16 protein-coding genes are annotated in these 15,233 nt (G+C 41.0%); 10 read left to right on the forward strand and 6 right to left on the reverse strand.

All coding sequences use genetic code 11. The features are described 5' to 3' along the window. Positions 1-24: 24 nt before the first annotated feature. The 6 genes from ACQCT8_RS08105 to ACQCT8_RS08130 all read left to right on the forward strand — a co-directional run bounded on the left by ACQCT8_RS08105 (position 25) and on the right by ACQCT8_RS08130 (position 4,987). A complete protein-coding gene (locus ACQCT8_RS08105; RefSeq protein WP_426870056.1) occupies positions 25-324 on the forward strand; it encodes a hypothetical protein in 300 nt (99 codons plus the stop codon). 78 nt (positions 325-402) lie between these two features. Next, positions 403-1,683 (forward strand): isocitrate lyase, encoded by a 1,281-nt coding sequence (gene aceA, locus ACQCT8_RS08110; RefSeq protein ID WP_426870057.1) that lies wholly within the window; start codon positions 403-405, stop codon positions 1,681-1,683. A 175-nt stretch (positions 1,684-1,858) separates the two neighbouring features. Continuing rightward, the gene (gene purU, locus ACQCT8_RS08115) at positions 1,859-2,758 is read left to right on the forward strand and encodes a formyltetrahydrofolate deformylase (protein WP_426870058.1); all 900 of its coding nucleotides are present in this window, start codon (positions 1,859-1,861) and stop codon (positions 2,756-2,758) included. Between the two features lie 439 nt (positions 2,759-3,197). After that, a complete protein-coding gene (locus tag ACQCT8_RS08120; protein WP_426870059.1) occupies positions 3,198-3,614 on the forward strand; it encodes a VOC family protein in 417 nt (138 codons plus the stop codon). Continuing rightward, the gene (locus ACQCT8_RS08125; protein ID WP_426870060.1) at positions 3,611-4,396 is read left to right on the forward strand and encodes a DNA alkylation repair protein; all 786 of its coding nucleotides are present in this window, start codon (positions 3,611-3,613) and stop codon (positions 4,394-4,396) included. The genes ACQCT8_RS08120 and ACQCT8_RS08125 overlap by 4 nt, the downstream gene beginning before the upstream one ends. 3 nt (positions 4,397-4,399) lie before the next feature. Beyond that, positions 4,400-4,987 (forward strand): TetR/AcrR family transcriptional regulator, encoded by a 588-nt coding sequence (locus tag ACQCT8_RS08130; protein ID WP_426870061.1) that lies wholly within the window; start codon positions 4,400-4,402, stop codon positions 4,985-4,987. A 219-nt stretch (positions 4,988-5,206) separates the two neighbouring features. On the opposite strand, the gene ACQCT8_RS08135 is transcribed toward ACQCT8_RS08130, so the two are convergent. After that, positions 5,207-5,914 (reverse strand): pseudouridine synthase, encoded by a 708-nt coding sequence (locus ACQCT8_RS08135; protein WP_426870062.1) that lies wholly within the window; start codon positions 5,912-5,914, stop codon positions 5,207-5,209. Between the two features lie 145 nt (positions 5,915-6,059). Between ACQCT8_RS08135 and tlp the strand changes: the two genes are divergently transcribed. After that, positions 6,060-6,275, forward strand: coding sequence for a small acid-soluble spore protein Tlp (gene tlp / locus ACQCT8_RS08140; protein ID WP_426870063.1), 216 nt, complete (start codon positions 6,060-6,062; stop codon positions 6,273-6,275). Between the two features lie 53 nt (positions 6,276-6,328). On the opposite strand, the gene ACQCT8_RS08145 is transcribed toward tlp, so the two are convergent. Both ACQCT8_RS08145 and ACQCT8_RS08150 read right to left on the reverse strand, forming a co-directional pair. Next, positions 6,329-7,342: an LLM class flavin-dependent oxidoreductase gene (locus ACQCT8_RS08145; protein WP_426870064.1), complete on the reverse strand. Its 1,014-nt coding sequence runs from the start codon at positions 7,340-7,342 to the stop codon at positions 6,329-6,331. A 186-nt stretch (positions 7,343-7,528) separates the two neighbouring features. Next, positions 7,529-9,163 carry a diguanylate cyclase domain-containing protein gene (locus ACQCT8_RS08150; protein WP_426870065.1) on the reverse strand — a complete coding sequence of 545 codons (1,635 nt, stop codon included), beginning with the start codon at positions 9,161-9,163 and terminating at the stop codon, positions 7,529-7,531. A gap of 450 nt (positions 9,164-9,613) precedes the next feature. Here ACQCT8_RS08150 and ACQCT8_RS08155 point away from each other — a divergent pair, with 450 nt between their 5' ends. Continuing rightward, complete coding sequence (locus ACQCT8_RS08155; protein ID WP_426870066.1) at positions 9,614-10,813, forward strand: NAD(P)/FAD-dependent oxidoreductase; 1,200 nt, start codon at positions 9,614-9,616, stop codon at positions 10,811-10,813. Positions 10,814-10,873: 60 nt separating this feature from the next. Here ACQCT8_RS08155 and ACQCT8_RS08160 read toward each other — a convergent pair whose 3' ends face one another. The 3 genes from ACQCT8_RS08160 to ACQCT8_RS08170 form a co-directional block, all read right to left on the reverse strand. Beyond that, positions 10,874-11,530 carry an HAD family hydrolase gene (locus ACQCT8_RS08160; RefSeq protein WP_426870067.1) on the reverse strand — a complete coding sequence of 219 codons (657 nt, stop codon included), beginning with the start codon at positions 11,528-11,530 and terminating at the stop codon, positions 10,874-10,876. A 17-nt stretch (positions 11,531-11,547) separates the two neighbouring features. Then, positions 11,548-11,820 (reverse strand): hypothetical protein, encoded by a 273-nt coding sequence (locus tag ACQCT8_RS08165; RefSeq protein ID WP_426870068.1) that lies wholly within the window; start codon positions 11,818-11,820, stop codon positions 11,548-11,550. Between the two features lie 346 nt (positions 11,821-12,166). Next, positions 12,167-13,144, reverse strand: a complete 978-nt coding sequence (locus tag ACQCT8_RS08170; protein ID WP_426870069.1) for a zinc-binding dehydrogenase — start codon at positions 13,142-13,144, stop codon at positions 12,167-12,169. Positions 13,145-13,548: 404 nt separating this feature from the next. Here ACQCT8_RS08170 and ACQCT8_RS08175 point away from each other — a divergent pair, with 404 nt between their 5' ends. Continuing rightward, complete coding sequence (locus tag ACQCT8_RS08175) at positions 13,549-13,779, forward strand: excisionase family DNA-binding protein (RefSeq protein WP_426870070.1); 231 nt, start codon at positions 13,549-13,551, stop codon at positions 13,777-13,779. Between the two features lie 37 nt (positions 13,780-13,816). Then, complete coding sequence (locus tag ACQCT8_RS08180) at positions 13,817-15,028, forward strand: hypothetical protein (protein ID WP_426870071.1); 1,212 nt, start codon at positions 13,817-13,819, stop codon at positions 15,026-15,028. The last annotated feature ends 205 nt before the right edge of the window (positions 15,029-15,233 follow it).

A 15,233-nucleotide genomic window follows, 5' to 3' on the forward strand; every position in this document is an offset into this window, starting at 1 on the left:
TAAAACATTTAGGAGGATGATAAAATGCAGATCCAACAAACTCAAACGACAAGCAGAGACTTAATTGAACGCTGGATTGTTCAGCATGTTTTGGAAGGACGTTCTAACGAAGAGCTAGAGGGAACCATGTTTGTTTACGGCAATGAAGCGTACACATTAGAGCAAACCTCACAGGGCGCTCTTTCGATAAAAGAACACTCCGTGTCAAAGGTCATTGTTTTCCGTAAAAAGGAAGATGCAGATCCAGCCAATATGTGCCGTGCTTGCGGGCTCGATTATTCAAGTTTCAAAGAAGCCATTGAATGCTGTGCCGATGTAGACTGATCTTTTTTTGGAATAACTGTTATATAACAATAAATAAATATAATCTATGTTGTACAACATAAAGGGAGATGAAGAGAGATGAGTAACGATAGACAACTCGAACAGCTGACTGAAAACTGGAAGCAGGATCGATGGAGCGGGGTGGAACGGCCTTACACAGCCCAAGATGTGATCAAGCTTAGAGGATCTGTAGTTGTGGAACAGACGCTCGCGAAAATGGGTGCTGAACGGCTATGGGAGCTTGTTCATACAGAAGAGTATGTAAATGCACTTGGAGCGCTGACAGGTAATCAGGCGATGCAGCAGGTTAAAGCGGGATTAAAAGCGATTTATTTGAGCGGCTGGCAGGTAGCGGCAGATGCAAATCTATCGGGTCATATGTATCCTGATCAAAGCCTGTATCCGGCCAATAGTGTCCCGCAGGTAGTTAAAAAGATTAATCAGACGCTGCAGCGTGCAGATCAGATTCAACAGGCAGAAGGAGAGGGCGATACATATTGGTACGCCCCGATTGTAGCCGACATGGAAGCCGGTTTTGGGGGAACGCTGAATGTATTTGAACTGACCAAGGCGATGATTGAAGCGGGGGCTGGAGGGGTCCATTTAGAGGATCAGCTTTCATCCGAAAAGAAATGCGGCCATCTTGGCGGAAAAGTGCTGCTGCCTACGCAGACAGCCGTACGGAACTTAATTGCTGCCCGCCTTGCAGCGGATGTGATGGGGGTGCCGACTGTCATTATTGCAAGAACTGATGCCAATGCTGCGAATCTTATTACGAGTGACGTTGATCCTTATGATCAGCCGTTTATCAAAGGAGAACGTACACCGGAAGGCTTTTATCATACGCAGGAGGGGATAGATCAGGCAATAGCACGCGGTCTTGCCTATGCACCTTACGCGGACTTGATCTGGTGTGAAACGTCTGAGCCAAATATTGAAGAAGCAAGAAAATTTGCGAGTGCGATACACGAGAAATTTCCAGGGAAAATTCTTGCTTATAATTGCTCTCCTTCTTTCAACTGGAAAAAGAAGCTGGACGAAGAAACCATTGCAAGCTTCCAAAAAGAACTTGGCAAAATGGGCTATAAATTTCAATTTGTTACGCTTGCCGGTTTTCATTCGCTTAATTACGGCATGTTTGAGCTTGCAAGAGGCTACAAGGAACGCGGGATGGCTGCATATTCAGAACTGCAGCAAGCTGAATTCGCTGCAGAAGAAAACGGTTATACTGCAACACGCCATCAGCGGGAAGTAGGGACCGGTTACTTTGATGCTGTATCATTGGTGATCTCCGGTGGAACCTCCTCCACTACGGCCTTGACAGGGTCAACAGAAAGCGAGCAATTCCAAAAGGCATAGCGGCAATACAACAACCGGAGAATTCCCTTGATGGGAGGTTCTTCGGTTGTTTAGTTTTACCACCTCTTTGCAGTAATTTTTCCTCCTAAACTCACATTCCTTTCATTTTCCTTCAACTTCCCTTACGATCAAAAGTATTCAAATGAAAAAATTGAAAACGAGTAAGGAGGAGCTTATGTCATATCTGATTGATAAACAGCTGCAGGAATATAAAGAAGAGCACGAAAACAAAGGATGTTTGTTGGTTCGCTGTCCGGATCAGCCAGGAATCGTAGCATCGATTTCACGTTTTCTTTTTCAATACAACGCCAATATCATCACGTCTAATCAGTATTCGTCAAATCCGGAGGGAGGCGATTTTTTCATTCGCATTGAATTTGCGAGCCCGTCTCTTCATGAAAATAAAACAGAAATAAAGAAATCCTTTGAAGCGATTGCGGAGAATTTTTCTATGGATTGGAAAATGACATTTCCTTCAGAGGTAAAGCGAACGGCGATATTTGTTTCGAAGGAGCTTCATTGTATCCGTGAGCTGTTATTTGAGTGGCAAAGCGGTGATTTAATGACAGAAATCGTGGTAGTAATCAGCAATCATAATGAAGCAAGAGAGCTGGTAGAGGGCTTCGGCATTCCCTTTTTGCATCTGCCTGCAAGCAAGGAAAATCGTCGTGAAGTGGAAACCCAGCAGCTTAAATGGCTGGAGGAATACAAAGTAGACGTAATTGTTCTGGCCCGGTATATGCAGATTCTGACACCGGTCTTTGTTGAAGCTCATCCGAAAAAAATTATTAATATCCATCATTCGTTCTTACCTGCTTTTGTCGGGGCACGTCCATACGATCGCGCCTATCAGCGTGGGGTTAAGCTTATCGGGGCTACAGGACATTATGTTACAAATGATTTAGATGAAGGACCGATTATTGAACAGGATATTAATCGTGTGGATCACACTGATAATATCGAAGCAATGAAAAAAATCGGCCGTTCCATTGAGCGAAGTGTTTTGGCACGTGCTGTTAAATGGCATCTCGAAGACCGGATCATTGTACATGGAAATAAAACAATTGTTTTTTGAGCTACGAAGGAGACCGGTTCATTTCCGCTTCGGCCAGAGGCTTTCCGCGTGGCGGGAGGTGAGCCCTCTTGATGCATTGGCATCTGCATGGTCTCACCCTTCCCGCTGCATCACGCAGGAGTCCCCGTCCTCCGCTGCAATGAACCTATTCTTTTTTATGTTCATTTGTCAAAATAATCGAGAACAACAGTCGACTGTTCAAACTGCCAGCGACTAATTTTTGATAAAGGGAAGAAGGGACCGGTTCATTTCCGCTGCAATGAACCGGTTCTTTTATCATGCAAGGCATCTATATTCTGCTGGAGTCATGGAAATATTCACTGATGAATAGGAAGAAGCTTATTTTGATCATTTCATGTTCTATCTTTAATTTTTTAACATACATACTGAATGTATGTTAAGATATAATTATTAAATAATATAGAAGAGGAGAAATCTTATGAAGGTAACTGGGTTCTATCCTGTCATTCTTACTGATGATGTATCAAAAACTGTAGATTTCTATAAAAATCATTTCAAGTTTGAAGTTATTTTTGAAACTGATTGGTATGTTAGCTTAAAGTTAGGTTCGTATGAATTAGCTATTCTGCATCATGGACATGAAACAGTTCCCACAAACATACGAAATAAAGGGGCGTCAAGTTTAATTCTGAATTTAGAAGTAGAGGATGTGGATACTCTTTACCATTATTTAATTGATCAACAGAGCTTACCGATTATACTTGATTTAAAAAATGAAAACTTTGGTCAACGGCATTTTATTACGTCTGATCCTAATGGTATTTTAATCGACGTGATCCAGGATATCCCGCCAACCGATGAATTTCAAAAACACTTTACCGATGCGCTATCATGAGCAGCTATACTCCTTTGAAATGTTATTTTGATGCTAATTTAGCTCAAATTCTAGGGGATAGAATATCCCGATTTTATCCAGATTTCTCTTGCGATTCTTTTGTAAAAAGAGTAGATAATTCAGTCGAGGGATTAGAGCTGAAAAACAGAGTGGCTGTCATTACTAAAGAATTGCATATGGCTTTATCTCTGCCTTACGTTGAGGCAGTAAATGTACTAGAAAAAATACTGGGTCCAGAAAATGAAACGGAAAAGGGGATGTTTATCAACGGGTATTTTTTAATGCCAGTTGCTTACTATGTAGAAGTTTATGGACTTAATCACGTTGAAGATTCTATGAATTTGTTATATGAGATAACCAAACGTCACACATCAGAATATGCAATTAGACCTTTTTTATTAAGATATGAAAAGCAAGTGTTAGAAAAACTTAGAGTATGGGCAGCCGATGAAAATTCTCATGTTCGCCGACTCGTTAGTGAAGGAACTCGTCCTCGTTTACCTTGGGCAAAGCGAATGAATCTGCTCAGTAATGATTCATCTGTAAATCTTACTTTAATTGAACCATTGGTCACCGATCACTCTAAATATGTTCAAAAATCTGTTGGGAACCACTTGAATGATTTATCGAAAACACATGAAGAAGAATTAATAGCGTGGATGATAAAAATGCATGATTTGCATGGGAATCGTATCAATGGGATTTTAAAACATGGATTACGATCATTAATAAAAAGTAACGACCAAGATGCTCTTGCATTTATGCGTAGGATGGGTGATTGATCAATGAAAAAAACGAAAAAAGACACCGAAGAAACGGTCCAATTACTCCTCCAAACGGCAAAACGTCATTTTTCAATACATGGATATGCAAAAACTGCCCTGGAGGATATTGTGAACGATTCAGCCTTGACAAGAGGCGCTGTATATCATCATTTTAAAAATAAAAAAGGGCTATTTTATGCTGCTGTAGAGTCCATTCAAAAGAAAATTGCACAGAATATTGAGCAGCAAGCTAGTATGAGTTCAGATCAATGGGAACAATTGTACCTTGGGTGTAGAACCTTTATGGAGTCTGCAATCGATCCTAATCATAAACAGATTATTCTTATAGATGGTCCTGCAGTGATTGGCTGGAATGATTGGCGTCAGTTGGATGCCAATCATTCTATGAGACTTCTATACAATCAGCTAGAACAAATGCAAAAGAATGGTTGTTTTCCTAATTTATCGGTAAGAGCATTAACGCATTCTTTATCAGGAGCTATGAATGAGAGTGCCTTATGGATTGCCGAACAAAATTCTCTCGATTCACTTGAAGAAACAATGAGGGTATTAAATGTTTATTTTGAGGGACTGAAACAAATGAACTAAGATATAACTGTAGTAATGACGACATTTTACATCTAACGTTCATGTGAAAAATACTGCTAGCAACGAATGTTAAATATAAAAATATGACCGGTTTATTTTCGTTTCAGATACCGAATGGTTCATTAAAAGTAAATCCACAAAAAAGGGAATACCTTCACAAATATCTTCGGATTGTGAAGGTATTCCCTTAAATTCGGGATTTTTTGGGCTAACTTCTTTTTAGTGGTCTTTAGGCGTATAATTCAGCTTTCTAAACAGTTCAGTGCGTTCATTTATAGTTAAATCCCGCCATTGCCCTTTTTCCAATCCATCAAGATGGATATTCATAATCCGGATTCGGGTTAATCGTTTTACAGTATAGCCTAATGCCGTACACATTCTTCTGATCTGACGGTTTAAGCCTTGCGTTAAGGTTATTTTAAACACATGACTGGATAGCCGGTCTACTTTACAAGGCAGAGTTTTTGTATCAAGAATGGACACGCCCTGTTCCATTTGCTTTAGAAAGTAATCGGATATAGGCTGGTCGACTGTCACGATGTATTCTTTCTGATGTTTGTTTTCAGCCCTTAAAATTTCATTTACGATATCTCCATCATTGGTGAGCAAAATGAGCCCCTCTGAATCTTTATCAAGCCGGCCAATATGAAAAATACGCTGCGGGTGATTAACAAAATCAATGATATTTCCCTCAATATGGCGTTCTGTTGTAGATGTAATGCCAGCGGGCTTATTTAAGGCGATGTATACATTGTTCTTTTCAAGTACAACATGTTTTCCATCAACCGTCACAACATCGTCCTGCTCCACACGACTGCCTAGCTCGGCTAATTCCCCGTTAATTTTAACACGGCCTTCTTCAATCCATTTATCTGCACCGCGGCGAGATGAAATTCCCGCTTCGCTTAAAAATTTATTAATTCGCACGTATAACACACCTTTTTGTTCATATGTGCTTCAACGATACCTCACTTCGCCTGAAATGCGCAACTGCCACACCATTTATTTGTATAATACGGGTTTAAAAGGGGAGCCTACTATTGCCGTGCTATAAAAAGGAGGAGGAAGCAGAATGACACATAATAAGCCTAATCCGGATAACCGGGCAGACAATGCAGAAAAGCTAAAAGAAATGGTGCAAAACACAATTGGCAATATGGAAGCAGCCGAAGAAACGATGGCTTTTGCAGATGGCAAGGATAAGAAAGCAATCGAAGAGAAAAATAAACGCCGTCAAGACAGCATTGATGCGATGCGAAATGAAATTAAAGACGAGTCACGACAATAAAAAATTGACCACACAAAGAACCTGTGACATTGTCACAGGTTCTTTGTTGTATCTTATTTACTTTCTTCAATAATTTCAGCCACAATTTCGTAAGAGCGCAGGCGTTCGGCGTGATCATATATCTGAGAAACGATCATGAGCTCGTCTGCGTCGGTTTCATTTAAGAATTGCTGTAATTTAGTTCGGACGGTTTCCTTGCTGCCAATGATGGAAGAGCCAAGCTGCTGTTCAAGTGCCGCTTTTTCATACGGAGACCAGATTTCTTCCATGTTTTCTATTGGAGGAGGAAGCGGTGATTCTGTATTTCGTATTAAATTCAAAAAGGCTTGCTGAAGAGTGGTAGCCAGATACTGGGCTTTTTCGTCTGTTTCAGCAGCAATCACATTTACACCAACCATCGCATGTGGTTTTTCTAATGTATCGGAAGGTTGAAAGGCCTTTCTGTATACCTCCAGCGCCGGCAATGTGTTGTCAGGAGAGAAATGACTGGCAAAGGAAAATGGAAGACCAAGCTGTCCTGCCAGCTGTGCGCTAAAACCGCTTGAACCAAGCAGCCAGACGGGAACAGAGAGTCCTTCCCCCGGAACTGCCCGAACCATCGCTTTATGCTCACTAAGGTCAGGATTAAAATAAGAGCGGAGTTCCATTAAAAGCTCAGGGAAATCCTGTCCATTGCTGCGATTTCTTCTTAGTGCATGAGCTGTACGCTGATCCGTTCCTGGTGCCCGTCCCAGACCAAGGTCAATTCGACCGGGGAACAGGGATTCAAGAGTGCCGAATTGCTCTGCTATAATTAAAGGGGCGTGGTTTGGAAGCATAATCCCGCCGGATCCGACACGAATTGTACTCGTACCTGCCGCAACATGACTGATTAAAACGGCTGTGGCTGAGCTTGCAATAAAGGGCATATTATGATGCTCTGCCAGCCAAAAACGGTTATAGCCAAGTTTTTCAGTATGCTGTGCAAGAGATAATGTGTTTTTAAAAGCATCAGCGGGTGTTGCCCCGGCTACAATCGGGGATAAATCTAAAACTGAATATGGAATCGTACTTAGTTTTTTCGTCATAAAACCATCTGCTTTCACTAAATTTGATTCAACAGTCTCTTTCGTTTGAATCTTTAACTAGTGTAGCAAGTTTGGATTCATTGGAACATTTTAATGCTTGAAGGATCTTTGAAAGCTGTCGTGATACGCATGGAAGAACCTTCTGGACCCATACAAAAACCCGTCACCATACGGGCGCAGAAAAAATCAGATAATACTTTGATAAAAAGTTACTCTGCCTTTTCCTTTGTGTTTCGAATGATAGAGCGCCTGATCTGCATAAGAGATCAGCGTATGGAAATCATTTTCATCAGCAGGGAAGAGAGAGATGCCAATACTGCAGCCAATCGTGGCAAAAGCTCCATCTAACGGAATTGGTTTATTAATTTCCTGGATAATCTCAAGAGCCAATTTTTCAGGTACCTCGGCCCCAGTTGCACTAAAAGGCAGCAGGATTATAAATTCATCCCCGCCAATCCGGGATACAAAGGCATCATCAGGCACCTGGCTTCTTAATATTTCTGCCACATGCTGTAATGTAAGGTCTCCGGCGTGATGTCCAAATGTATCGTTCACTTGTTTGAATCCATCTAAATCCATATAAAAGAAAGCCAGCTTTTCTCCATCCAATTTAGCTTCTCTAATCATTTGTGAGGTGGAAAGCTCCAAAAGAATTCTGTTTGGAAGACCGGTTAAGGAATCGCGATAGGCCATTCCTTCCATTTTTAAAAGATTTGATTCAGTTGTACTTAAGGTTTTAACCATCAGCTGCAGAGAAGAGGATAGGTCTTCTATTTCTTTGATGCCGGTGTAGACAGGGAAATGCATATTTTTCCCTGTTGAAAAAAGCTGCGCCTGGCTTGAAATCTTATTAAGCGGCTTTGCGATTTTCCCGGCGATCACCCAGCCGATTAAGGAAAAAAATACAGCGCTAAGGATACCGCTGATCAGGATCACGAAACTTAAATCCTGTGCAGTTTCAAAGGCGGTTTCCTCAGGCTCCCGCACCAGTACCGTCCATTCGATCCCTGGATACTCTCTATAGCCTCTTGCCTGGGAGTAACCCGTAAGATACGATTCACCGGCATTCCATTCCTCAATAGTCCAGCCGTTTCCGTCCTGTTTTGCTTTTGAAATGCTTTTTAGCGGAAGGTGACGGCCAATGAAGGAGTCAGGGCCTAATATGACACGGTTTTCTTCTGCACTGATGACGAACACCTCTACATCATCTTTTTCTCTGCTTGTAAGAGGGTCAATGATGGAAGACTTAACTTCCCGGGCCCATTCCCAGCTTAAATGAGTCGCCAGTACTCCTTCAAAGTTGCCATATTCATCTTTCAGCGGCATACTAATATCGACAAATTCTAATTTTCGTCCAACAGGATTCGGGAGGAGGTCCGCTAAAAGCAGTGCTTCATGAACATCTCCTACAAAAACGTCTTCCCTTGCTTCGGAAAACACCGGTCTTTCTGAGATATCCTGACCTTCCAGCATTCCGCCAGTGGAAGCTTTAATAATTCCTTCATTATCTGATATTCCCATCCATGAAAACGATGGAATCTGCTGCTGAACCTTATTAAGAAGGTTTCTTTTCTCTTCAATTGAAGACTGACTCTGTACTGCTTCAAGGCTGCTTAAAATAGCAACTTCACTATATCTTGACCACATATATTGATCCAGCTTATCCGTCATTTGGAATGCAATACCTGATAAAGACTTTCCTTTTTCTTCTTTTAAATAATCTGTTGCAATTTGAACTATAATAAAGCTTGAAAATAAAGCAAATAGAACAATAAATACAGCAAAAACCATACCCCAGTATACACGCAGTGTTAAAGACACAAAAATTGACTCCCTTAATCTTCTTTTCATTAAAGTATATCAAAAGTCCCTAGTCTAGAGGTTATTAAATTGAAAAATACATGATAAAAGTATGTATTTTATTAGGAATATTTATTCGTTTAATGGAAGGTGCAATAGCTCAAGAAGACCGTTTTATAGCTTGAAAAGCGGATCAGTTTTCAGTTGATAGGAAAAATCAAATTTATTAACTCCTGCTAAATGCTGTTACATACAAAGCGTTTATTTCCTGACTGAAGGAACGTTTAAAATTATTTTTTGCAGTAAGAGATTACAGATGAAGAACGTCGGGTAATGATAAAAACAGATGCAGTAAATATAGACTAACTATTGAACCGCCTGAAAAATATAACAGGCAGGGTCGTATCCGGATTATGGAGAATGACCTTTGCAGTTTGAATTGTCAGAAGAGTCGTCTAAGGAGGAAGTATTGTGAGATTACATAATGGAGATCTATATTGGCCTGAGACGGTAGACAAGCGACATGAGTATCCATCTCTAAGTTCTGATATTACTTGTGATGTATTAATAATAGGCGGGGGCATGGCAGGGGCTCTCGTTGCAGAAGAGCTTTCTCATAACCCGTTAAAAACAGTACTGGCAGAAAAAGGCCGAATTGGATCAGGAAGTTCCTCGGCCAACACAGGTCTGCTTCAATATTCAAATGATAAGATGCTTCATGAAATGGCCGAAGAAATCGGAGAAGAGGAGGCCGTGCTGTTTTATAAATTATGCTTAGAAGCGGTCGACGAATTACAGCAGGTATCAGGCCCCTTAACACCGCCGGTTGATTTTATAAGACGTCCCAGTTTGTATTATGCAAGTGATGAAACAGACGTACAGAAGCTGGAAAAAGAATATGAAATACTGAATAAGCATGGATTTGAAGTAGAGTTTTATGATAAAGAACGTATAAAAGAGCGATTCGGATTTGAAAAGCCTGCTGCTTTGATGACACATGGAGATGCTGAAGTTAATCCTTATAAACTCGTGACGGCTCTAATTGAAACGGCTAATGTCCGTGATGTGGAAGTATATGAGAACACCGAGCTTACCGAAGAAGGAAAAGAGGGGGAGTACTGGTGTTTTGCATCGCCTGAGGGAAGAATTATGGCCAAGCATGTTATCTATTCTACTGGATACGGGAGCGTTCCCGATCTCAGTTCAATCGGAGCTGAGCTTAATCGGACGTATGCCATTGCCACGACACCAGTAGACAATCTTGAAAGATGGTCGTATCAGTCTTTAATATGGGAAACAAAACGCCCCTATTTTTATATGCGGACAACAGCCGATAATCGGATAGTGGCTGGCGGTCTTGATCAGGAAGAGCTGACTGGCACATTAGAAGAAGGCGTCATTCAAGACCGCGGGAAAAAACTACTGGATAAAATTAAAGAACATTTTCCGGATTTTGAAGTTGAGGTTTCTCATGCATGGGCAGCAAGCTTCGGTGAATCAAAAGACGGGCTGCCTTTCATTGGCGAGCACCCTGAAAAAGAAAATATTTATTTTTGTCTCGGCTACGGCGGCAACGGAACCGTCTACAGCAAACTAGGTGCGAAAATGCTGTGTGAATTAATCCAGGGCAATCCTTCTGAAGGAGCTTCAATCGTAAAACTGGATCGTTGATGTAAAAGATGCGCTGGACTATTTCCGGCGCATTTTTTTAACCTGAATATGATCCTGAATTCACCAGGTTTCAATTAGCTCAATCAGCTCCACTAACTGGTCAATTTCTGCATCAGCCTGAGAATCATGGAAAGGCTGATGTTTTTTCCATATGGATTTCATGCCTGCCTTTTTGGCTCCTATTATGTCATTTTCAAAATGATCGCCGACATACACTGCTTGATCAGGCCGTACATTTAGACGGTTCAGTGCGCGGTTGAATATTTCAGCATCAGGCTTAGAACAGCCTTCTTTCTCGGATATCAGGATCTGATCAAAGAAAATTTCAATTCCTAAACCCCGTATGGAGCGCATTTGCATCATTTCCCGGCCATTTGTCACTAAAGCAAGTTTATAGCCTTTAGCTCGTAGAGAATAAAGCAGGGTATGTAAGCCTTCAAAAGGAACACAGCTTTCTTGAAAATGCTCTAAATAATCATCAAGCAGCATTTCGGTTGAACAATGCGAAAAACTATTTTCTTCGATTAACTGCTTATACACTTTATCCTTCCAAACATAGCCGTTGCACTCAAGTTCAGTAAATCGCTGAATATACGCTTCTTTATCCATGGTTTTGAGCCATGGATATAGTCGATCGTATTGTTTGTTTAAAAACACCTGAACGCTGGTTTTGCGGTCAAGGAGTGTACCGTCAAGGTCAAACAGGATTGCTTTCATTCCTTCAGCCCCCCTTATCAACTTGATAAAACAGAAACGGTAGAGAGTAAAACAATGACAAAAACTGCGTAGCCCAAAATACGTGTTGGATGACTGACCGGATACTCATCAAGCGGAAGGACCCTGTTAATTAGCAAATTAAGAAGGACAAGTCCGCCTATAAATAAAATAATAGAGAAAAGAGTATTTAGTTCCGAATCGAGCAGATTGAACATTTGAAAATAAAAAACGCCGGCGATGCTTCCAAGCAAGGCCATAAAAGCAAATACAAAAATAGATTTCTTTTTCACTTTTACTCCTCATTTCTTTCACAGCTCACGCCTATACGGTAATTCGCTATGTTATCACCCGGGAAATAATTTGTCGGAATTTCTGAACCTAATGGTCATTAGCGATTATCATCCAAAAAGAGCTTGGAACAAAAGTGTCTCAAGCTCTACGACCGGTTCACTGCGCTTCAGGCGGACGCTTTCCGCAGGGACGGCGCTGAGCCCTCCTCAGGCTTTGCCTAGCGGGGTCTCAGCTTGCCGTCATATCCTGCAGGAGTCGCCACCTTCCGCTCCGCTCACCTACTACTTTTAATGAAATTTCCTCATTTTTACACTTTTTTTAGTTTTGTCCCAGCCTCTTAAACTGTTAAATTCTTGCTACCATTTTCCCCGTGAAGCTTCGTGATTCAAGCTCTTTTAGTCCTTCAGGAACTTCTTCAAGCGAGATCACTTTTTCAACCAGTGAGGTAATTTTACCTTCCGATAGTAATTCAACCAGGTGATCACCAATTTGTTTTAAGGTCTTTTCTTCTGCTGTATTACCTGATTGGTAAACACTGCCGAGTGCCACATGATGAAAGGAAACAGGGTGAGCAAAAGAAATCGATTCATTCATTTCCGGCTGTCCGGCTATGAAAGCAATCTGTCCATTATAAGCAAGTGTGTCAAGAGATTTTGTTGCGTTTTCTCTGCCTACAGTATCCAAAACGTAATCTACACCAAGACCGTTTGTAAGTTCTTTTGTTTTCTCGACAAAGTCTTCGGTTTTATAATCGATGGCATAGTCCGCTCCCAGATCTTTTACATAGCTGTGCTTTTTCTGGGAGGCAGTGGTTATTACGGTTAATCCCGCATATTTGGCAAGCTGAATCGCAAATCCGCCTACTCCGCCTGCTCCCGCATGAATTAAGATCGTTTTATCTTTTTGCGCATGCAGCTTAAAGAAAAGTGCCTGATATGCTGTATAAGCGGCTACAGGAAGGGCGGCAGCATCTTCAAAGGATACAGACTCCGGCAGCTTTGATACAGTGTGCGCTTTTATCACTGCATATTCAGCAAAGCCTCCTTTTTTAGCCATGTCACTTAAGTACACTACACGATCCCCTTTTGTAAAATTCGTCACATCTGAGCCAGCTTCGTCCACAATGCCTGCCACATCAAGACCGAGTATATGAGGATAAGACCAGCTTGGAGAGCCGTTTTCGCCTGTTTTATAATCAACCGGATTTAATCCGGCTGCCTTTACCTGAACGACAATTTCGTCGCTGGCAGGAGAGGGTCTTTCCACCTCTCCGACCTGCATGTCTCTCCATTGTCCTTTATCTTGCAGCAATAATGCTTTCATTGTTGTTCCTCCTCTATTTGTATAAGCTTTGTTCTAAGAACATAAATTACTTGAATTTACTTTGCTATGCTGATCTATTGATTGGGAAAAAATAGCCTTTATAATTTGATTTCGGACTGTATGTATAAAAGGCTTCCTAAGTTTTTACCCTTTTCCTTCTGCGGTAAACTATAAAAATAACCATTAGAAATACAGCAGAAGAATGATATCTAAAAAAAGATACAGTAAGCAGTGGATTGCCCATTTAATAAAAAACGAAAATGCACTTGGGAAAATTCCGGATTAGTAGTAAAATTTCTAAATTAGCAAAAAAGTTATTTCGTGTTTATTTCCTCGATTAAGTGTATAATTACCCATGTAATCGTTTGCTAATAAACAGGACTAAAGAAGGGTGTTTTGTTCTGATGTATATTACGATTAAAGAAGCTTCTGACTACCTGTCACTGCCGGAAGCAGCTATTACCAGATTAATTCATGAAAATAAAATCCGGGCAGTGCATGACGGTACGCAGTATCTGGTAAATAAAGATCAATTTAATCATCATTTGAAGCAGCTTGAAAAAGCTAAAAATCTTCTTGAAGAGTGGCGCAATGAACCAATTCCAGACAGCATAGATGTAAAAGACGAAGATTAATGAGTCTCATTTCAAAGGAAAGGCGGTGAGTTTCACAATGGAGATGGAACAGGTATGTGCAGAAATTAAACAAAAGATGGACCAAACAGACTGGACAGGGCTGTGGCCTAATTTTAAACCAGTCGCGTACTGTATTTACAATAAAGAAAAAGTGTGTTTATTTAATCATCCTGCCTTTCCGGGAATTGAAGGTCAGCCGGCCGTTTTTGATTGGGAAGAGCAGTTTGTAGGAAATACGCTCATTTTATATAAAGATTATCCAACAGCTATTGTCTGCATTGATCAGGAAATCTGTGTGAATTATTTGTATACGGTTTTAATTCATGAGATTTTTCACGGATATCAGACGACAATTGATGAAAAAAGGTTCCCGGATGAGCTAAAAGGGGTCAGTTACCCTCTATTGATCGAAAATATTACTCTTCGAATAAAAGAAAGAAGAATTCTCTATGAAGCCTATGAGGAAAAGGATCCTGTAAAAAAACTGAAGTCTCTTCAAACATTTTGTTTTTTCCGCAATAAAAGAGAAACCATTTTGGATGGGGACATCGATTACGAATATATGCTGGAATCTGTAGAAGGACCAGCGTGCTACGTGAAATTTCAGGCTGTGATAGGCTTAGAAGAAGACCCGTCTGATGCGTGCCTGCAGTTCTACCGACAGGCCTTGCTGAATTCGCAGGAAACCAACCTCCATTTAAGAAAAAGCTGCTATGTGTCAGGTCTTTTTTTGTGTCTGCTTTTAGATCAAATCGATGATAAGTGGAAAGAGTCATTTGTTCATTCAGAGCTGACGCTTTATGAATTTATTTTAAGTTATATTGATTACAATGCTGCACAGATGAATGAAGAGGAGCTAAACACTTCTGAAGAAGCCTGTCAGGTGTACCAGTATGTTTATCAGCAAAAAAATAAGAAAATACAGGAGTTTAAAAACTCAAGCGGGTATAAGCTGACAATTGAAGGAGACATGAAGGCCACCTTCTTTGATCCTATTAATATGGTGAACGTTGGCAACCGGCTTCTCCACCGTTACTTCGTTAAGCTTCAAATCAATCAGCAGGATTACTTAATTAATCAGCCTGCGCTTATTTACTATGGTGACAACTTCCTCCAGTTTAATCGGCTGCAGTTGAATTTACCGGAAAAGCCGCTTTTACAGAATGGTTTTATTTCTATTGAGGGGATTGGCTCGATACCGGGCAAGTATAAAGAAGATGGAATGTCTCTTCATTTGACAGTTGAGTAAGAAAAAGAGCCTGGGACAAAAGTGTCTCAAGCTCTACGACCGGTTCACTGCGCTTCAGTCGGACGCTTTCCGCAGGGACGGCGCTGAGACTTTTCAGAGCCTTGCTCTGTAAAGACTCAGCTTGCTGTCATGTCCTGCAGGTGTCCCCGCCTTCCGTTCCGCTCACCTACTACTATTAATAAATATATCCTCATTTTTAAACTTT

Origin of the sequence: Jeotgalibacillus proteolyticus, assembly GCF_050107735.1 — a bacterium.
Taxonomy (GTDB): domain Bacteria; phylum Bacillota; class Bacilli; order Bacillales; family Jeotgalibacillaceae; genus Jeotgalibacillus; species Jeotgalibacillus proteolyticus_A.

What these genes read in the sequence shown, in the direction of transcription:
- ACQCT8_RS08145 (WP_426870064.1), bottom strand. Translation starts at nt 7,342, where the DNA reads ATGACGAAAAAACTAAGTACGATTCCATATTCAGTTTTAGATTTATCC.
- aceA (WP_426870057.1), top strand. Translation starts at nt 403, where the DNA reads ATGAGTAACGATAGACAACTCGAACAGCTGACTGAAAACTGGAAGCAG.
- ACQCT8_RS08120 (WP_426870059.1), top strand. Translation starts at nt 3,198, where the DNA reads ATGAAGGTAACTGGGTTCTATCCTGTCATTCTTACTGATGATGTATCA.
- ACQCT8_RS08160 (WP_426870067.1), bottom strand. Translation starts at nt 11,530, where the DNA reads ATGAAAGCAATCCTGTTTGACCTTGACGGTACACTCCTTGACCGCAAA.
- ACQCT8_RS08130 (WP_426870061.1), top strand. Translation starts at nt 4,400, where the DNA reads ATGAAAAAAACGAAAAAAGACACCGAAGAAACGGTCCAATTACTCCTC.
- tlp (WP_426870063.1), top strand. Translation starts at nt 6,060, where the DNA reads ATGACACATAATAAGCCTAATCCGGATAACCGGGCAGACAATGCAGAA.
- ACQCT8_RS08105 (WP_426870056.1), top strand. Translation starts at nt 25, where the DNA reads ATGCAGATCCAACAAACTCAAACGACAAGCAGAGACTTAATTGAACGC.
- ACQCT8_RS08175 (WP_426870070.1), top strand. Translation starts at nt 13,549, where the DNA reads ATGTATATTACGATTAAAGAAGCTTCTGACTACCTGTCACTGCCGGAA.
- purU (WP_426870058.1), top strand. Translation starts at nt 1,859, where the DNA reads ATGTCATATCTGATTGATAAACAGCTGCAGGAATATAAAGAAGAGCAC.
- ACQCT8_RS08170 (WP_426870069.1), bottom strand. Translation starts at nt 13,144, where the DNA reads ATGAAAGCATTATTGCTGCAAGATAAAGGACAATGGAGAGACATGCAG.
- ACQCT8_RS08180 (WP_426870071.1), top strand. Translation starts at nt 13,817, where the DNA reads ATGGAGATGGAACAGGTATGTGCAGAAATTAAACAAAAGATGGACCAA.
- ACQCT8_RS08125 (WP_426870060.1), top strand. Translation starts at nt 3,611, where the DNA reads ATGAGCAGCTATACTCCTTTGAAATGTTATTTTGATGCTAATTTAGCT.